This window comes from Roseateles sp. GW821-FHT09B06, from assembly GCF_059418245.1.
In genome coordinates this window covers 103986-119487 of the sequence record NZ_JBWKPM010000001.1, presented here as the reverse complement: position 1 = coordinate 119487, position 15502 = coordinate 103986, and the positions used below count along the sequence as shown (strand labels likewise).

The following is a 15502-nucleotide window of genomic DNA, read 5'->3' as shown; positions in this document are numbered from 1 at the left end:
CGCTCAGTGCGCGGTGTCTTGCGCGGTGTCGTCTTCCGTGGCTTCCGCAACTTCCGGGGCGGCGTCGACCAGTTGGTCGAACTCGGCGGCGCCGGCGATGGCCCTGGGAATCACCGGCTTGTCCAGCGGGCGATAGATCCGGCTGTGCAGGCGGTTCAGGCGCTCGGAACACTCGACGGCGCGGCTGACGCGCTCGGGATCCAGCAGCATCGCGAAGGGGTTGTTGGCGGCGGCGGTGATGGTCGAGATCAGCAGCATGGCGGGGACTCCCGTGGTGTATGGGATCCACTGTAGAGAGGCCGACCGGCCGGCCACAGTGGGCCGGGCGCCAAACGCGCTGTAGGATTTTTTCCTAGCGCTTGTCGGTCGCGGCGCGCAGGGCCCGGGCGAGCTTGTCGCGTCCGGCACGCTCGGCGAAGTCGGCCGCGGCCAAGCCCTGCTCGTTGCGCAGCCCGGGATCGGCACCGGCTTTCAACAGGCGTTCGGCGCTGCTGATGCCGCCATAGCCGGCCGCCAGCATCAGCGGCGTGCTGCCGTTGGGCGCCCGCGCGTCGAGTTCGGCCCCCTGGGCCAGCAGCCAGGCCACCACGCCCTCGTCCGGTCCGCTGCAGGCGTAATGCAGCGGGGTCCAGCCGGCGCGGTTGACGGCCGCGCCGCGCTGGGCCAGCGTCCTGGCCAGGTCGAGCCGGCCGCGCAGCGCCGCCAGCATCAGCGGCGTCTCGCCGGCCGCATTGGCGGCATTGACGTCCAGCCCCGGATGCGCCAGCAGGCTCTTGATCGCCTTGTCCGAATCGTCCTTCAGCGCGATGTGCAGGGCGGTCTGGCCGCGCGCATCGCGCCCGTTCGGGTCGGCACCGCGCAGCAGCAGGGTCATCACACGACTGCCGTCATCGCGCAGCGCGGCAATGCGCAGCTCCTCGTCCTGCGCCGCCGCGAAGGCCGGGACCGGCAGCAGCAGGGCCAGGAGCGCCGGGAGGGCCAGGAGGCCGCGCATGGCGCTCAGTGCAGGCCGAACAGGCGGCGGCTGTTGGCCGAGGTCGCCTCGGCCACGGCCTCGACGCTCAGGCCGCGCAGCGTGGCCAGTTGCTGGGCCACATGCGGCACATAGGCCGGCTGGTTGAGCTTGCCGCGGTAGGGCACCGGGGCCAGGTAGGGGCTGTCGGTCTCGATCAGGATGCGGTCCAGCGGCAGGGCTTTGGCCACATCGCGCAGATCCTGCGCGTTCTTGAAGGTCAGGATGCCGGAGAAGGAGATATGAAAGCCCAGGTCCACCGCGGCCCTGGCCACCTCGGCGGTCTCGGTGAAGCAATGGAACACGCCGGCGCGTTCGCCGCCGGCCTGCTCCTCGCGCAGCAGGCGCAGCGTGTCGGCGCTGGCGCTGCGGGTATGGATCACCAGCGGCTTGGCCGTGGCCTTGGACGCGCGGATATGGGTGCGGAAGCGCTCGCGCTGCCATTCCATCGCATCGACGCTGCGGCCGTTCAGGCGGTAGTAGTCCAGCCCGGTCTCGCCGATCGCCACCACCTTGGGATCCTGCGCGCCCTGCACCAGCTCCTCGAGGCTGGGCTCGTGCACCTCCTCGTTGTCCGGATGCACGCCCACCGTGGCCCACAGCTCGTGGTGAGCGGCGGCCAGCGCACGCACCCGGGGGAACTCCTCCATCGTCGTGCAGATGCAGATGGCCTGCTCCACCCGGGCCGCGCGCATCGCCTCGAGGATCTCGGGCAGCTGTGCGGACAGTTCGGGGAAGCTCAGGTGGCAGTGGGAATCAATGAACATCGAACAGGGTCTGTAGGGCGCTGCCGGCATTTTCGCGCGGACGCCGCAGATCCGGCTCCGCCGGGCTGCCGGCGTCGCCCCTTGAGGGGCGCGCGCAGCGCGTAGGGGTGGTCTCAGATCGTCTGCGTCGGCTTGGCCGAGGCGACCATCGTGCCCAGCTGTTCCTCGATCTTCAGGCGGATCAGGCGGTGCTTCTCGTCGGACGGGAAGCGCACGCCGACGCCCTGGGTGCGGCCGCCGGAGGCATTGGCCGGCGTGATCCAGCCGACCTTGCCGGCCACCGGATAGCGCTGCACATCCTCGGGCAGCGAGAGCAGCAGGTAGATGTCCTCGCCCAGCTTGTAGTCGCGGGTGGTCGGCACGAACAGGCCGCCCTCGGCGAACTGGGAGATGTAGGCCGCGTAGAGCGCGCCCTTCTCGCGGAACACCAGCTGGATCACGCTGGGCCGGGAGCCGCCGCCGGGGGCGACGGCGCTGCCGGGAACGGGTGGCTTGGCTGGGGTTTCGCTCATGGCGTCAGTGTAGCCAATGCCCGGCTCACCCCGCTCAGGCGCGCGCGCCGGCCGGGCGCAGCGCCGCCTGGCCCTGGCTCAGCAGCGACTCCAGCAGCAGCCCGGCATTCAGCGGATGCTCGGCATGGCGCGCGGCCTGCTGCAGCACCCGGCTCCACTGCTGCAGCGGTGCCGCCTGGGTCTGCCTGGGGAGACTGGACGGGGGGAAGAAGCGCGGCGCCGCGCCATGGGCCAGGCACAGCAGGTCATGGCACAGGCGCTGCATCGCATCGATCGCGCGCGGCACCGGCCAGTCGGAGATCGCCGCCACCTCGCCGCGCGCCAGCCGTGCCGGCAATTGCAGCCAGGCTGCGGCCTTCAGGCCCTCCTGGGCCCACAGCAGCGCCTGCTGCGGCCGTCCGCCGGCCGCGGCCAGCAGCACCTCGGGCTGCTCGACGCCCTGCCCCGCCAGCCAGGTCAGGGCCAGGTCTTGCGCCGGCAGGGCCAAGGGCACCGGCTGGCAGCGGCTGCGAATGGTGGGCAGCAGGGCCTCGGGCGCCATGCTGGCCAGCGCGAAACGCAGCCGGCCGGCCGGCTCCTCCAGGGTCTTCAAGAGGGCGTTGGCCGCCACCATGTTCAGCGCCTCGGCCGGATAGACCACCACCACCTTGGCGCGGCCGCGCGCCGGCGTGGTCTGCGCAAAGGCCAGCATCGCGCGCACCGCGTCGATCTTGATCTCGCGGCTGGGCTTTGCGCTCTTGCCCTCCTTGGCCGAGGCGCCCTCGCCTTCGTCGGCCGCCCAGCCCAGCGGCTCGCGCAGTGCGTCGGGGATCAGGATCTGGAAGTCCGGATGGGTGCGCGAATGGAACAGCTTGCAGCTGCCGCAATGGCCGCAGGCCCAGCGCGTCCCCTCGACCGGCGCCTCGCACAGCCAGGCCTGGGCCAGCAGCAGGGCCAGGTCGAACTGGCCTACGCCCGCCGGCCCCTGCACCAGCAGCGCATGCGAGCGCGCGCTCGTCAGAGCCTGGCTTAGCGGGCCGGCCAGCCAAGGTAGATCCAGCGCGGGGCTCACCATCCCCGGGCCTCCAGCGCCGCCGCGATCTGGGCCGCGACGCTCTCGATGCTGCCGCTGGCGTCGATGCGCACGAAGCGCTGCGGCGCCTGGGCGGCGCGGGCGGCATAGCCGGCGCGCACGCGCTCGAAGAACGCCAGGTCCTGCTGCTCGAAGCGGTCGGCCGCGCGCGCCCCGACCTCGCGACCCACGCGGCGCTGCGCGGCCACTGCGGCCGGCAGGTCGAACCACAGCGTGAGGTCGGGCTGGCGACCCGCCAGCACCCATTGCTCCAGCGTGCCGAGCACCGCGAGGTCCATGCCGCGGCCATGGCCCTGGTAGGCAAAGCTGGCATCGACGAAGCGGTCGCAGACCACGGTCTTGCCGGCGGCCAGGGCCGGCTCGATCACCTTGACCAGATGGTCGCGCCGGCCGGCGAACACCAGCAGGGCCTCGGTCAGGTGGTCCACGTCGCTGTGCAGGAACAGGCCGCGCAGGGTCTCGGCCAGCGGCGTGCCGCCGGGCTCGCGGGTGTTGACGACATCGGCGCCGCGTGCGCGCAGGCGCTGGCTCAGCGCCTCGAGATGCGTGGACTTGCCGGCACCGTCGATGCCTTCGAATGTGATGAATCGGGCGCTGCTGTTCAAGCTCTTACTGTCCGCGCTGGTACTTGTTGACGGCGCGATTATGCGCGGCCAGGTCTTCGCTGAATTCGCTGCTGCCGTCGCCGCGCGCGACGAAGTAGAGCGCACGGCTGGGCGCCGGGTGCAGGGCGGCCTGCAGCGAGGCCATGCCGGGCATCGCGATCGGCGTCGGCGGCAGGCCGGCGCGGGTGTAGGTGTTGAAGGCGGTGTCGGCCTGCAGATCGCGTTTGCGCAGATTGCCGTCGAAGCCCTCGCCCAGGCCGTAGATCACCGTCGGGTCGGTCTGCAGCGGCATGCCGAGCTTCAGGCGGTTGGCGAACACCGCCGCCACCAGACCGCGGTCGGCCGGCGTGCCGGTCTCCTTCTCGACGATCGAGGCCAGCACCAGAGCCTCGGCCGGGCTCTTCAGCGGCAGGCCCTCGGCGCGGCCGGCCCAGGCGGCCTCCAGCCGGCGGCCCATCGCCGCATGGGCGCGCTTGAGCACGGTCAGATCGCTGACGCCGCGGCTGTAGGCATAGGTGTCGGGAAAGAAGGCGCCCTCGGCCGGCTGCTGCGGCGCGCCCAGCGCCGCCATGATCTCGGTCTCGCTCATGCCCGCGGTGGCCGGCTTCAGGCTGGGTGCCTTGGCCAGCGCGGCGCGGAACTGGCGGAAGCTCCAGCCCTCGATCAGGCGCACGGCCTCCAGCACCTCGTCGCCCTTGACCATCTTGGCCAGCAGATCGCGCGGCGTGGCGCCCTGATGGATCTCGTAGCTGCCGGCGCGGATCTGGCGTGCCTGGCCCGACCAGCGGAACCATTGGTAGAGCAGCCGCGCGTCGCTGGCCACGCCCGCGGCCACCCAGGCCTGCGCCACCTGCTGCGGCGCCGTGCCGGGCTCGATCGACAGCTCGACCGAGGGCCTGTCCAGGCTCAGGGGGTGGTCCAGCCACCACCAGGCGGCGCCGGCCACGCCGGCGGCGGCGAGCAGGGCCAGGCCCAGCAGCCAGGCCAGGACGGCCAGCAGCGATCCCGACTGTTTCTTCTGTTTCTTCCTGCGGCCCAAGACCCGATGCCCCCAAGGTGATGCGGGCGCTGATGATAATCGGCCCATGACTACCGACTCCCATATCTCCCAGATCCCCGGCGGCGCCCTGCGCCTGAGCGATTGGGGCGTGATGCGCGCCCAGGGCGAGGAAGCCGCCCAGTTCCTGCACAGCCAGTTGACGCAGGATATCGCGCTGCAGACACCAGAGCAGGCCCGGCTGGCCGGCTACTGCTCGGCCAAGGGGCGCCTGCTGGCCACCCTGCTGGCCGTCAAGACCGGCCCCGACGAGCTGCTGCTGGCCCTGCCGGCCGAGCTGCTGGCGCCCACCCTGAAGCGGCTCTCGATGTTCGTGCTGCGCGCCAAGTGCAAGCTCGGCGACGCCAGCGGCCAGTTCGCCTTGTGGGGCCTGGCCGGCAAGGCGGCCAGCGCCTGGCTGGGCGACGCGGCGCCGGCCGCGGTCTGGGGCGTGGCCCAGGTTGGCGCGACCGGCGAGGCCCGGGTCGTACGCTTGCCCGACGGCGCCCATGCCCTGCCCCGCTACCTGCTGCTGCAGGCCGCCGAAGCCCCGGCACCCGCGCTGCCCGCGCTGCAGGCCGCCGATTGGCAATGGGCCGAGGTCGAGGCGGGACTCGCCTGGGTGCGCCAGGCGACCGTCGAGCAGTTCGTGCCGCAGATGCTGAACCTGGAACTGCTGGGCGGCGTCAATTTCCAGAAGGGCTGCTACCCCGGCCAGGAGATCGTCGCGCGCAGCCAGTACCGTGGCACGATCAAGCGCCGCACCTTCCTGTTCGCGGCGGACGGCGCCGAGGCGCGGATCGGCCAGGAGCTGTTCCACAGCGCCGATCCGGGCCAGCCGGCCGGCCTGGTGGCCGCGGCGGCGCAGCGAGACGGGCGCAGCCTGCTGCTGGCCGAGGTCAAGCTGGCGGCGCTGGAGGGCGATGGCGGTCTGCATCTGGGCGCCGCCGACGGGCCGCGGCTGACCCCGCAGGCCATGCCCTACCGCGTGGGCGAGCCCCAGTGAGCACCGCCTCCGCCGCCCGCTTCGAGCTGTTCGTCTACTACCGGCTCAGGGCCGCGCAGGCCGCCGAGGCCCTGGCGAGCTTCGAGGCCGCGCGCGCCGGTCAGACCGTGCGCCTGCTGCAGCGCCAGGATCCCGACCCCAGCCTGCTGACCTGGATGGAGATCTATCCGGCCGCGCTGGCCGCCGCCGAACCGGCCATCGCGGCGGCAATGGCGCCGTTCGTGCAGGGCCTCAGGCACCGCGAGGCCTTCCAGGCGCTGGCCTGATGAACCTGCACCGCCTGGACCTGGTGTCGCTGTCGCTGTTCGTGCAGGTCGCCCGCAGCGGCAGCATCAGCCGCGGCGCGGCCCTGGCCCACCTGGCGGTGGGCGCGGCCAGCAAGCGCATCACCGATCTGGAGGCCGCGGTCGGCAGCACCCTGCTGGAGCGGCATTCGCGCGGCGTCAGCCTCACCGTCGCGGGCCAGGCCCTGCAGCGCCATGCGCAGCGCATCCTCGGCGATGTGGACCAGCTGGCGGCCGAGCTGTCGGACTACGCTTCGGGCCTGCTGGGCGTGGTGCGGCTATGGGCCAACACCTCGGCCGTCACCCAGTTCCTGCCGCGGGATCTGGCCGCCTTCGGCGCGGCCAATCCCGGCATCCGCATCGAGCTGGAGGAAGGCAATAGCGGCGAGATCGTCGCGGCCGTGACCGATGGCCGGGCCGATCTGGGCATCTTCGCCGACCGCACGCCGGCACCGGGCCTGCACCTGCTGAACTATCGCGAGGACCGGCTGGTGCTGGTGGTGCCGCGCGGCCATGCGCTGGCGAAGCAGCGCCGCGCCAGCCTGCGCTTCGAGCAGGCGGTGGAATACGACTTCGTCACTCTGCCCCAGGGCACCTCGCTGGCCCGGCGCCTGCAGGCCGAGACCGAGGCGCTGGGCCGGCGCCTGAAGATGCGCGTGCAGGTGCGCAGCTTCGACGCGATGTGCCAGATGGTGGCCGCGGGCCTGGGCGTGGCCATCCTGCCGCGCGAGGCGATCCAGCCGCACCTGCGCTCGATGGACCTGCGCCAGATCGCGCTCGCGGATGACTGGGCCAGCCGGCGCCTGCTGATCGGGCTGCGCGATGCCGGCGCGGTGCCGCGCCATGTGCGCGCGCTGCTCGAACACCTGGCTCCCGGCAAACCCTAGGCTGCTTTCGCGGTTTGCGAAAGCAGCCGCCCCGTCTTTGAGCTTCCGCCCCGCGCGGCCCGCAACAACAATGCGGCCGAACGAAGCACAGACGGAGCAAGACCATGGACAGCAGCGGCATCGCCCCGGGCGCCCTCGCCGGCGTGCGGGTGATCGAGATGGGGCAGTTGATCGCCGGCCCCTTCGCCGGCAAGACCCTGGGCGAGTTCGGCGCCGAGGTCATCAAGATCGAGGCCCCCGGCGGCGGCGACCCGCTGCGCAACTGGCGCATGCTCGACGAGACCGGCACCTCGGTCTGGTGGCAGGTGCAGTCGCGCAACAAGCGCTCGCTGGCGCTGGACCTGCGCGCTTCCGAGGGCCAGGACATCGCACGGCGGCTGATCGCCGAGGCCGACGTGCTGATCGAGAACTTCCGTCCCGGCACCTTGGAGGGCTGGGGCATGGGCTACGAGGAACTGGCCAAGCTCAACCCCGGCCTGGTGATGCTGCGCATCTCCGGCTATGGCCAGACCGGCCCCTACCGCGACCGGCCGGGTTTCGGCGTGATCGGCGAGGCCATGGGCGGCCTGCGCCATCTGACCGGCGAGCCGGGCAAGGTGCCGGTGCGCTGCGGCATCTCGATCGGCGACACGCTGGCGGCGCTGCACGGCGTGATCGGCGTGCTGACCGCGCTCTACCACCGCAAGGTCAACGGCGGCCAGGGGCAGGTGATCGACGTGGCCCTGCACGAGGCCGTATTCAATGTGATGGAAAGCCTGGTGCCCGAGTACAGCGCCTTCGGCGCGGTGCGCGCGGCGGCCGGCAGCGCCCTGCCCGGCATCGCGCCCAGCAACGCCTACCGCTGCAGCGACGGCTTCGTGCTGGTGGCCGGCAACGGCGACAGCATCTTCAAGCGCCTGATGACGGCCATCGCCCGCGAGGATCTGGGCGCCGACCCGCAGCTCGCCAACAACGCCGGCCGCGTCGCCCGCGTCGCCGAGATCGACGCCGCCATCGAGGCCTGGACCCTGCCGCAGACCGTGGACGCGGTACTGGAACGCCTGGCTCCGGTGGGCGTGCCGGCCGGCAAGGTCTACACGGCCAGGGACATCGCCGAGGACCCGCATTACCGCGCCCGCGCGATGCTGTTGAAGCAGCGCACCCATGCCGGCGCCGAGATCGAGGTGCCCGGCATCGTGCCCAAGCTGCTGGGCACGCCCGGCAGCGTGCGCCGCGCCGCGCCGCAGCTGGGCGGGGACAGCGAGGCGGTGCTGCGCGAGATCGGCCTGAGCGACGAACAGATCGCCGCCCTGCGCGGCCGTGGAGTGATCGCATGAACGGCACGAGCAACACCTGGCATGGCGCCGGCCGACGCGTCTTCATGCAGGAGGTTGGCACCCGTGACGGCCTGCAGGCGGAGCGCGTCTTCGTGCCCACCGCGGACAAGATCGCCCTGGTCAACGCGCTGTCCGAGACCGGCCTGGCCAAGATCGAGGTGACGTCCTTCGTCTCGCCGCAGGCGATTCCGGCGCTGCGCGATGCCGAGATCGTGCTGCGCGAGATCGCGCGCCGGCCCGGCGTCATCTACAGCGCCCTGGTGCCCAATGTGCGCGGCGTCGAACGCGCGATCGACGCCAGCACCGAGGAGATGAACCTGGTGATGTCGGCCAGCGAGACGCATAACCTGGCCAATCTGCGCATGACCCGCGAGCAGTCCTTCGCCGGCCTGGCCGAAGTGGCGCGGCTGGCCCGCCAGGCCGGCACGCCGGTGAACGTCTCGCTGTCCTGCGTGTTCGGCTGCCCGATGGAGGGCGATGTCGACGCGGATGCGGTGTGGCACTGGTGCGGCCGCTTCGTCGACGAGCTGGGCGCGCATGGCGTGACCCTGTGCGACACCACCGGCATGGCCCATCCGGGCCAGGTGGCCGCGCTCACCGCGGGTTTCCGCGCGCGCTGGCCCGCCACCGAGCTGACCCTGCATTTCCACAACACCCGCGGCATGGGCCTGGCCAATGTGCTGGCCGGGCTGGACGCCGGGGCCGATCGCTTCGACGCCTCGCTGGGCGGCATCGGCGGCTGCCCGTATGCGCCCGGCGCCAGCGGCAATGTCTGCAGCGAGGAGATCGTCCATGCGCTGGACCTGATGGGCTACGACAGCGGCGTCGATCTGGCCGCGCTGATCGGCGCCGCGCAGCGCCTGCCGGCGCTGATCGGCCATGACATCCCGAGCCAGATCACCAAGGCCGGGCGCCGCCTGGACCTGCATCCGCGGCCCGCCGACTTCGACGCGATCCGCGAGCGCGCGCTGGCGCGCGGCCGCTGAGTTTCATTTCATTCCCACAACACCCATGGAGACAAGACGATGAACCATCCGAAGCTCAAACGCCGTCAACTGGCCGCCTTGCTGCTGGGCGCCGCGGGCGCCTATGCCGCCCAGGCCCAGGCGCCCTACCCCAGCAAGCCGATCACCCTGATCGTGCCCACCGCGCCGGGCGGCACCACCGACATCGCCGCGCGCATGCTGGCCGAGCCGCTGGGCAAGGCCCTGGGCCAGACCGTGGTGGTGGACAACCGCGGCGGCGCCAGCGGCGCCCTGGCCGCGCAGATGGTCAAGCGCGCCGAACCGGACGGCTACACCCTCCTGATGCAGTACTCCGGCTATCACGTGATCACGCCCAATGTGGCCAAGTCGCCGCTGGGCTGGGAGGCCAAGGATCTGCAGGCGGTGGCCAATGTGCTGAGCGCGCCGCAGCTGATCGTGGTGCGCGAGGGTCTGCCGGCCAGGAACATGGCCGAACTGCTGTCCTATGCCAAGGCGCATCCTGCCAAGCTGACCTTCGCCTCCTCGGGCAACGGCTCGCTGCAGCATGTGACCGGTGCAATGCTTGAGCAGCAGGCCGGCATCGAGATGGTCCATGTGCCCTACAAGGGCACCGGCCCGACCTTGCAGGACCTCCTAGGCGCCCAGGTTGACCTGACCTTCGGCACGCCACCGCCCTTCATGCCGCATATCCAGGCCGGCAAGCTGCGCGCCCTGGCCGTGACCGGCAAGAGCCGCCTGCCCTCGCTGCCGAACGTACCCACCGCGGCCGAGGCCGGCCTGCCAAAGCTGGATGCCAGCTCCTGGTTCGGCGTGTTCGCGCCGGCCAAGACGCCGCAGTCCGTGATCGACAGGCTGAGCAGCGAGATCCAGAAGATCATGGTCACGCCAGCCTTCAGGCAGAAGGCCGGCGAACAGGGAGCGACGGCCGACTACCTGGGCCCGCAGCAACTGGGCGACTACGCGAAATCCGAGCTGGCGCGCTGGGGCCAGGTGGTGAAGGCCTCGAAGATCGAGGCGGATTGAGAGGCCCACCCCCTACGCGCTGCGCGCGCCAAGGCCAGAGGCCTTGGCCGTCGTCAGGCACGACCAGTCCGCAGGGACTGTTCGTGCCCGGACTCCGCCCCTCAAGGGGGCAAGCCCGCAGGCCCGGCAAAGCCGGATCCTCGGGTTTCGCTGGGATGGGGCACCCCTATCTATCTGCCAAGCCGCACGGTCTACAGCCCGCGCACCATCTCCACATGCTGGATGCCGGCCTCCTCGAACACCGGGCCGCGGCGCTGGAAGCCGGCGCGGGTGTAGAAGCCCTCGGCCGAGAGCTGGGCGTGCAGCAGCACCTCGCGGTAGCCGCGCTCGCGGCCGGCCTGCATCAGCGCTTCCAGCAGCTCGCGGCCGACGCGGCTGCCGCGCATCGGGGCCAGCACGGCCATGCGGCCGATCTTGGCCACGCCGGGCACATGCTCCAGCAGGCGGCCGGTGCCGAGCGGCCGGCCCAGGCGGTTGAGGGCCAGCGCATGCAGGCAGCTCGCGTCGGCGCTGTCCCACTCCATCTCGGCTGGGATCTTCTGTTCGTCGACGAACACGGCCTGGCGGATCGGGCCGGCCTGGGTGCCCAGCGTGGCCCAGTCGCCTACCTGCACCTGCACCATGGATTCGCCCTTCTCGAAACCCTGCAGCACGCCGCGCAGGCCCTGGGGCACGGGCCTGGGGACGCGCTGCACGGCATCGGCGAACACATAGACCAGCTCGCCATGGACCAGGCAATCCTCGCCGCGGAACACCGCGCAGCGCAGGGTCATCGAGCTGGAGCCGACGCGCTCGCAGCGCACGCCCACGTCCAGCAGCTCGTCATAGCGCGCCGCATCCAGGTACTCGAGCGTGGCCTTGCGCACGAACAGATCGCCGTCCAGCGCCTGCATGGTGCTCGCGTAAGGCAGGGCCAGCGCGCGCCAGTAGCCGCCCACGGCGGTGTCGAAATAGGCCAGGTAATGGCCGTTGAAGACGATCTGCTGGGCATCGATCTCGACCCAGCGCACGCGCAGGCGTTCGAAGAAGCGGAACTCGCGCCGGCTCGGGGTGTGGCTTTCGGTCATGGCTGCAGCGCCTCCTTCAGCGCCTGGCCGCAGGCCTCCAGGGCCAGCAGGGCCTCGGGGATCTGCCGGCCCATCTTGATGAAATCATGGGTCACGCCGCGGTACAGCTCCAGCTGCACCCGGCCGCCGGCCGCGCGCAGCCGGTCGGCATAGGCCACGCCCTCGTCGACCAGCGGATCGCATTCGGCCAGCACCACGCAGGCCGGGGCCAGGCCGCCATGGTCCTCGGCCTCCAGCGGTGCGAAGCGCCAGTCGCGCCGATGGGCATGGGCGATGTAGTGGTTGAAGAACCACTCGATGCCGGCCGACTCGAGCAGGAAGCCGTTGGCGAACAGTTTGTGCGAGGCGGTGTCGGCATGGGCCGTGGCGCCGGGCGTGATCAGCAGCTGCAGGGCCAGGGGCAGGCCGATGTCGCGCGCATGCAGGGCGCAGACCGCCGCCAGCGTGCCACCGGCGCTGTCGCCGCCCACGGCCAGGCGGCTCGCATCCAGCCCCAGGGTGTCGGCCGAGGCGGCCAGCCAGCGCAGCACCGCCCAGCAGTCGTCCACCGCGGCCGGGAACCGGTGCTCGGGCGCCAGCCGGTAGTCCAGCGAGATCACCGCGGCGCCGCTGCGCAGCGCCAGCTGGCGGCACAGGCTGTCGTGGGTCTCCAGGCTGCCGATCGTGAAGCCGCCGCCATGCAGGTAGAGCAGCAGCGGCAGGCCGCGGGCCTCGCTGGCGGCGTAGAGGCGCGCGGGCAGGCAGCCTTCGGCGCCGGGCAGCTGCAGGTTCTCCACCCGCGGCAGGCGCGCGCGCGGCAGATCCAGGATCTCGGCCCCCATCAGGTAGGCGATGCGCGCCTGCTTCGGCGTCAGGCTGTGGAAGGGCGGGCGGTGGGCGCGGTGTATCCGCTCCAGGACACCGGCCATGCGCGGTGTCAACAAGGTGCTACTCAACAGAAACTCCGGCAGGTTACGCTCAAGCTCATCGGCGCGCAGTGTGCCAGAGAGCTCACGAGGAGAATTGCGACATGGCCCTGATCCAGTACCTGACCCAGATCCAGCTCGATTTCGGCGCGGCCGCCCTGCTGCCGCAGGAATGCGCGCGCGTGGGCATGCAAAAGCCCCTGATCGTCACGGACGCGGGCGTGCGCGCCGCCGGCGTGCTGGCCCAGGCGCTGGCGGCCTGGGGCCAGGATGCCCCGCCGGTGTTCGACGGCACACCGGCCAACCCGACCGAGGCGGCGGTGCGCGCCGCGGCGGCGCTGTACCGGCAGCTCGGCTGCGACGGGCTGGTGGCCGTCGGCGGCGGCTCCAGCATGGATCTGGCCAAGGGCGTGGCGATTGCCGCCACCCATGAAGGCCCGCTGAGGACCTATGCCACCATCGAGGGCGGCAGCCCGAAGATCACGAAGGCGGTGGCGCCGGTGATCGCGGTGCCCACCACGGCCGGCACCGGCAGCGAGGTGGCGCGCGGCGCCATCATCATCGTCGACGACGGCCGCAAGCTGGGCTTCCACAGCTGGGAGCTGATGCCCAAGGCCGCGATTTGCGACCCCGAGCTGACCCTGGGCCTGCCGCCGCTCTTGACCGCCGCGACCGGCATGGACGCGATCGCGCATTGCATGGAAACCTTCATGTCGGCCGCCATCAACCCGCCGGCCGACGGCATTGCCTGGGAGGGCCTGCGCCGCGGCTGGGCCCATATCGAGCGCGCCACCCGTGACGGCGGCGATCGCGAGGCGCGCTGGCAGATGATGAGCGCCAGCATGCAGGGCGCAATGGCCTTCCAGAAGGGCCTGGGCTGCGTGCATTCGCTGAGCCACAGCCTGGGCGGGCTGAACCCGCGCCTGCATCACGGCACCTTGAACGCGCTGTTCCTGCCCGCGGTGGTGAAGTTCAATGCCGGCCACGAGAGCCTGCAGCGCGATGCGCGCCTGAGCCGCATGGCCCAGGCCATGGGCCTGGCCGGCAGCGACCCGGCCGGCCATGAGATCGCCGAGGCGATCCGGGCGATGAACGCGCGCCTGGGTCTGCCCGGCGGGCTGGCGGCGCTGGGCGTGGAGCGCGGCATGTTCGAGGCCATCATCGAGCATGCGCTGCTCGACCACTGCCACAAGACCAATCCGCGCCTGGCCTCGACCGAAGACTACCGGGCGATGCTGGAGGCGTCGCTGTAGTGCACCGGACGGGTCAGATCCGGCCCATCAGCAGCAGGATCACCAGGATCAGCAGGATCAGGCCCAGGCCGCCGCTGGGCACATAGCCCCAGTTGCGGCTGTGCGGCCAGGTCGGAACGGCGCCGATCAGCAGCAGGATCAGGATCACGAGCAGGATGGTGCTGAGCATGGTTTGGCCCTCGGGGTTGGGACAGATCCACGATAGGCCCGCGCCCGGTCCGCTCGGGTCGGCGCGCGGCGGGCCGGACTGTCGGCCGAGGCGCCGTTGCGACCTCCCTGGCTTCCTACAGCCGACCGCTCGCCCATGGAAAAAAGCCCGCGGCTTGTGGCCGCGGGCCTTCCGTCTCCTTCACCGTCCTGTAGCCGTGAAGCGAATCGATTCGTCCACGCCCGGGCCTGCAGACCCGGGCGGTTCCTTGCGCGTCGCACAAGCCTCAATGGCTTGTGCTCGGCCGCGAGTCACCCATGCTTGGCGTCGAAGAACTGCTCGTCCTCGGTCGAGCCCTTCAGCGCCGCGGTGGAGGCTTCGGCCTCGATCGTCGTGGTCACCGCGTCGAAGTAGCCGGTGCCAACCTCGCGCTGGTGCTTCACCGCCGTGAAGCCCCGTTCGGCGGCAGCGAACTCGGCCTCCTGCAGCTCGACGAAGGCGCTCATATTGTTGCGGGCGTAGCCGTAGGCCAGGTTGAACATTGAGTAGTTCAGGCTGTGGAAGCCGGCCAGCGTGATGAACTGGAACTTGTAGCCCATCGCGCCCAGCTCGCGCTGGAACTTGGCGATCGTCGCGTCGTCCAGGTTCTTCTTCCAGTTGAACGAGGGCGAGCAGTTGTAGGCCAGCAGCTTCCCGGGGAATTTGGCGTGGATCGCGTCGGCGAAGGCCTTGGCGAAGGCCAGGTCGGGCTTGCCGGTCTCGCACCAGATCATGTCGGCGTAGGGGGCGTAGGCCAGGCCGCGGCTGATTGCCTGCTCCAGGCCGTTCTTGGTGCGGAAGAAGCCTTCGACGGTGCGCTCGCCGGTGCAGAAGGGCTTGTCGTTGTCGTCAATGTCGCTGGTCACCAGGTCGCCAGCCTCGGCATCGGTACGGGCCAGCAGCACGGTAGGCGTGCCCATCACGTCGGCCGCCAGGCGCGCTGCGACCAGCTTGGCCACCGCGTCGCGGGTGGACACGAGCACCTTGCCGCCCATGTGGCCGCATTTCTTGGCGGCGGCCAACTGGTCCTCGAAGTGCACGCCGGCGGCACCGGCCTCGATCATCGCCTTCATCAGTTCGAAGGCGTTCAGCACGCCGCCGAAGCCAGCCTCGGCATCGGCCACGATCGGCGCGAAGTAGTCGATGTCGTTCTTGCCCTCGCTCCACTGGATCTCGTCCGCGCGCTTGAAGGTGGCGTTGATCTTCCTGACGACCTTGGGCACCGAGTCCACCGAGTACAGCGACTGGTCGGGGTACATCTCGCCATTGCTGTTGGCATCGCCGGCCACCTGCCAGCCGGACAGATAGATCGCCTTCAGGCCGGCCTTGACCTGCTGCATCGCCTGGTTGCCGGTCAGCGCGCCCAGCGCGTTGATGAAGGGCTCGGTGTTCACCAGGCCCCAGAGCTTCTCGGCACCGCGCTTGGCCAGCGTGTGCTCGATCGCCAGCGAGCCGCGCAGGCGCACCACGTCGGCGGCGCTGTAGCCGCGCTTGATGCCCTTCCAACGGGGGTTCTCGGCCCAGTCTTTTTCAAGGGCGGCGATCTGCTGTTCACGGGTCGGGGTGCTCATGGTGTTGCTCCTG

Annotated in this window: 18 protein-coding genes; 7 read left to right on the top strand and 11 right to left on the bottom strand. The window is 71.1% G+C overall.

Annotation, left to right across the window (positions count from 1 at the left end; all coding sequences use genetic code 11):
• Positions 1 to 3: 3 nt before the first annotated feature.
• The 7 genes from AC07OQ_RS00585 to mltG form a co-directional block, all read right to left on the bottom strand.
• Positions 4 to 258, bottom strand: a complete 255-nt coding sequence (locus tag AC07OQ_RS00585; protein ID WP_495051133.1) for a hypothetical protein — start codon at positions 256 to 258, stop codon at positions 4 to 6.
• Between the two features lie 94 nt (positions 259 to 352).
• Positions 353 to 994: an ankyrin repeat domain-containing protein gene (locus AC07OQ_RS00580; RefSeq protein WP_495051132.1), complete on the bottom strand. Its 642-nt coding sequence runs from the start codon at positions 992 to 994 to the stop codon at positions 353 to 355.
• Between the two features lie 5 nt (positions 995 to 999).
• Complete coding sequence (locus AC07OQ_RS00575; RefSeq protein WP_495051131.1) at positions 1000 to 1779, bottom strand: TatD family hydrolase; 780 nt, start codon at positions 1777 to 1779, stop codon at positions 1000 to 1002.
• A gap of 113 nt (positions 1780 to 1892) precedes the next feature.
• A complete protein-coding gene (locus AC07OQ_RS00570; protein WP_495051130.1) occupies positions 1893 to 2291 on the bottom strand; it encodes a PilZ domain-containing protein in 399 nt (132 codons plus the stop codon).
• A 34-nt stretch (positions 2292 to 2325) separates the two neighbouring features.
• Entirely contained in the window at positions 2326 to 3345 is a 1020-nt protein-coding gene (locus AC07OQ_RS00565) for a DNA polymerase III delta subunit-related protein (protein WP_495051129.1), read from the bottom strand.
• Positions 3339 to 3968, bottom strand: a complete 630-nt coding sequence (gene tmk, locus AC07OQ_RS00560; protein ID WP_495051128.1) for a dTMP kinase — start codon at positions 3966 to 3968, stop codon at positions 3339 to 3341. The genes AC07OQ_RS00565 and tmk overlap by 7 nt, the downstream gene beginning before the upstream one ends.
• A 4-nt stretch (positions 3969 to 3972) precedes the next feature.
• Positions 3973 to 4968, bottom strand: a complete 996-nt coding sequence (gene mltG, locus AC07OQ_RS00555) for an endolytic transglycosylase MltG (RefSeq protein WP_495051373.1) — start codon at positions 4966 to 4968, stop codon at positions 3973 to 3975.
• An 85-nt stretch (positions 4969 to 5053) separates the two neighbouring features.
• Between mltG and ygfZ the strand changes: the two genes are divergently transcribed.
• The 6 genes from ygfZ (at position 5054) to AC07OQ_RS00525 (ending at position 10506) form a co-directional block, all read left to right on the top strand.
• Positions 5054 to 6010: a CAF17-like 4Fe-4S cluster assembly/insertion protein YgfZ gene (gene ygfZ / locus AC07OQ_RS00550; protein WP_495051127.1), complete on the top strand. Its 957-nt coding sequence runs from the start codon at positions 5054 to 5056 to the stop codon at positions 6008 to 6010.
• The gene (locus AC07OQ_RS00545; protein ID WP_495051126.1) at positions 6007 to 6276 is read left to right on the top strand and encodes a DUF4936 family protein; all 270 of its coding nucleotides are present in this window, start codon (positions 6007 to 6009) and stop codon (positions 6274 to 6276) included. Before ygfZ ends, AC07OQ_RS00545 begins: the two co-directional genes overlap by 4 nt.
• Positions 6276 to 7181: a LysR family transcriptional regulator gene (locus AC07OQ_RS00540; RefSeq protein WP_495051125.1), complete on the top strand. Its 906-nt coding sequence runs from the start codon at positions 6276 to 6278 to the stop codon at positions 7179 to 7181. The genes AC07OQ_RS00545 and AC07OQ_RS00540 overlap by 1 nt, the downstream gene beginning before the upstream one ends.
• A gap of 104 nt (positions 7182 to 7285) precedes the next feature.
• Positions 7286 to 8497, top strand: a complete 1212-nt coding sequence (locus AC07OQ_RS00535; RefSeq protein ID WP_495051124.1) for a CaiB/BaiF CoA transferase family protein — start codon at positions 7286 to 7288, stop codon at positions 8495 to 8497.
• On the top strand, positions 8494 to 9483 hold the full coding sequence (locus tag AC07OQ_RS00530) for a hydroxymethylglutaryl-CoA lyase (RefSeq protein ID WP_495051123.1): 990 nt from the start codon (positions 8494 to 8496) through the stop codon (positions 9481 to 9483). The genes AC07OQ_RS00535 and AC07OQ_RS00530 overlap by 4 nt, the downstream gene beginning before the upstream one ends.
• 39 nt (positions 9484 to 9522) lie before the next feature.
• Positions 9523 to 10506 (top strand): Bug family tripartite tricarboxylate transporter substrate binding protein, encoded by a 984-nt coding sequence (locus AC07OQ_RS00525; protein ID WP_495051122.1) that lies wholly within the window; start codon positions 9523 to 9525, stop codon positions 10504 to 10506.
• Between the two features lie 191 nt (positions 10507 to 10697).
• Here AC07OQ_RS00525 and AC07OQ_RS00520 read toward each other — a convergent pair whose 3' ends face one another.
• Together AC07OQ_RS00520 and AC07OQ_RS00515 are read right to left on the bottom strand one after the other, a co-directional pair.
• Positions 10698 to 11573 (bottom strand): YbgC/FadM family acyl-CoA thioesterase, encoded by an 876-nt coding sequence (locus tag AC07OQ_RS00520; RefSeq protein ID WP_495051121.1) that lies wholly within the window; start codon positions 11571 to 11573, stop codon positions 10698 to 10700.
• Entirely contained in the window at positions 11570 to 12481 is a 912-nt protein-coding gene (locus tag AC07OQ_RS00515; RefSeq protein WP_495051372.1) for an alpha/beta hydrolase, read from the bottom strand. Before AC07OQ_RS00515 ends, AC07OQ_RS00520 begins: the two co-directional genes overlap by 4 nt.
• 101 nt (positions 12482 to 12582) lie before the next feature.
• Between AC07OQ_RS00515 and gbd the strand changes: the two genes are divergently transcribed.
• A complete protein-coding gene (gene gbd / locus AC07OQ_RS00510) occupies positions 12583 to 13731 on the top strand; it encodes a 4-hydroxybutyrate dehydrogenase (protein WP_495051120.1) in 1149 nt (382 codons plus the stop codon).
• 13 nt (positions 13732 to 13744) lie between these two features.
• Here gbd and AC07OQ_RS00505 read toward each other — a convergent pair whose 3' ends face one another.
• Positions 13745 to 13900: a DUF3309 family protein gene (locus AC07OQ_RS00505; protein WP_495051119.1), complete on the bottom strand. Its 156-nt coding sequence runs from the start codon at positions 13898 to 13900 to the stop codon at positions 13745 to 13747.
• 290 nt (positions 13901 to 14190) lie between these two features.
• Positions 14191 to 15489 (bottom strand): isocitrate lyase, encoded by a 1299-nt coding sequence (aceA, locus tag AC07OQ_RS00500; RefSeq protein WP_495051118.1) that lies wholly within the window; start codon positions 15487 to 15489, stop codon positions 14191 to 14193.
• Positions 15490 to 15502 lie beyond the last annotated feature (13 nt).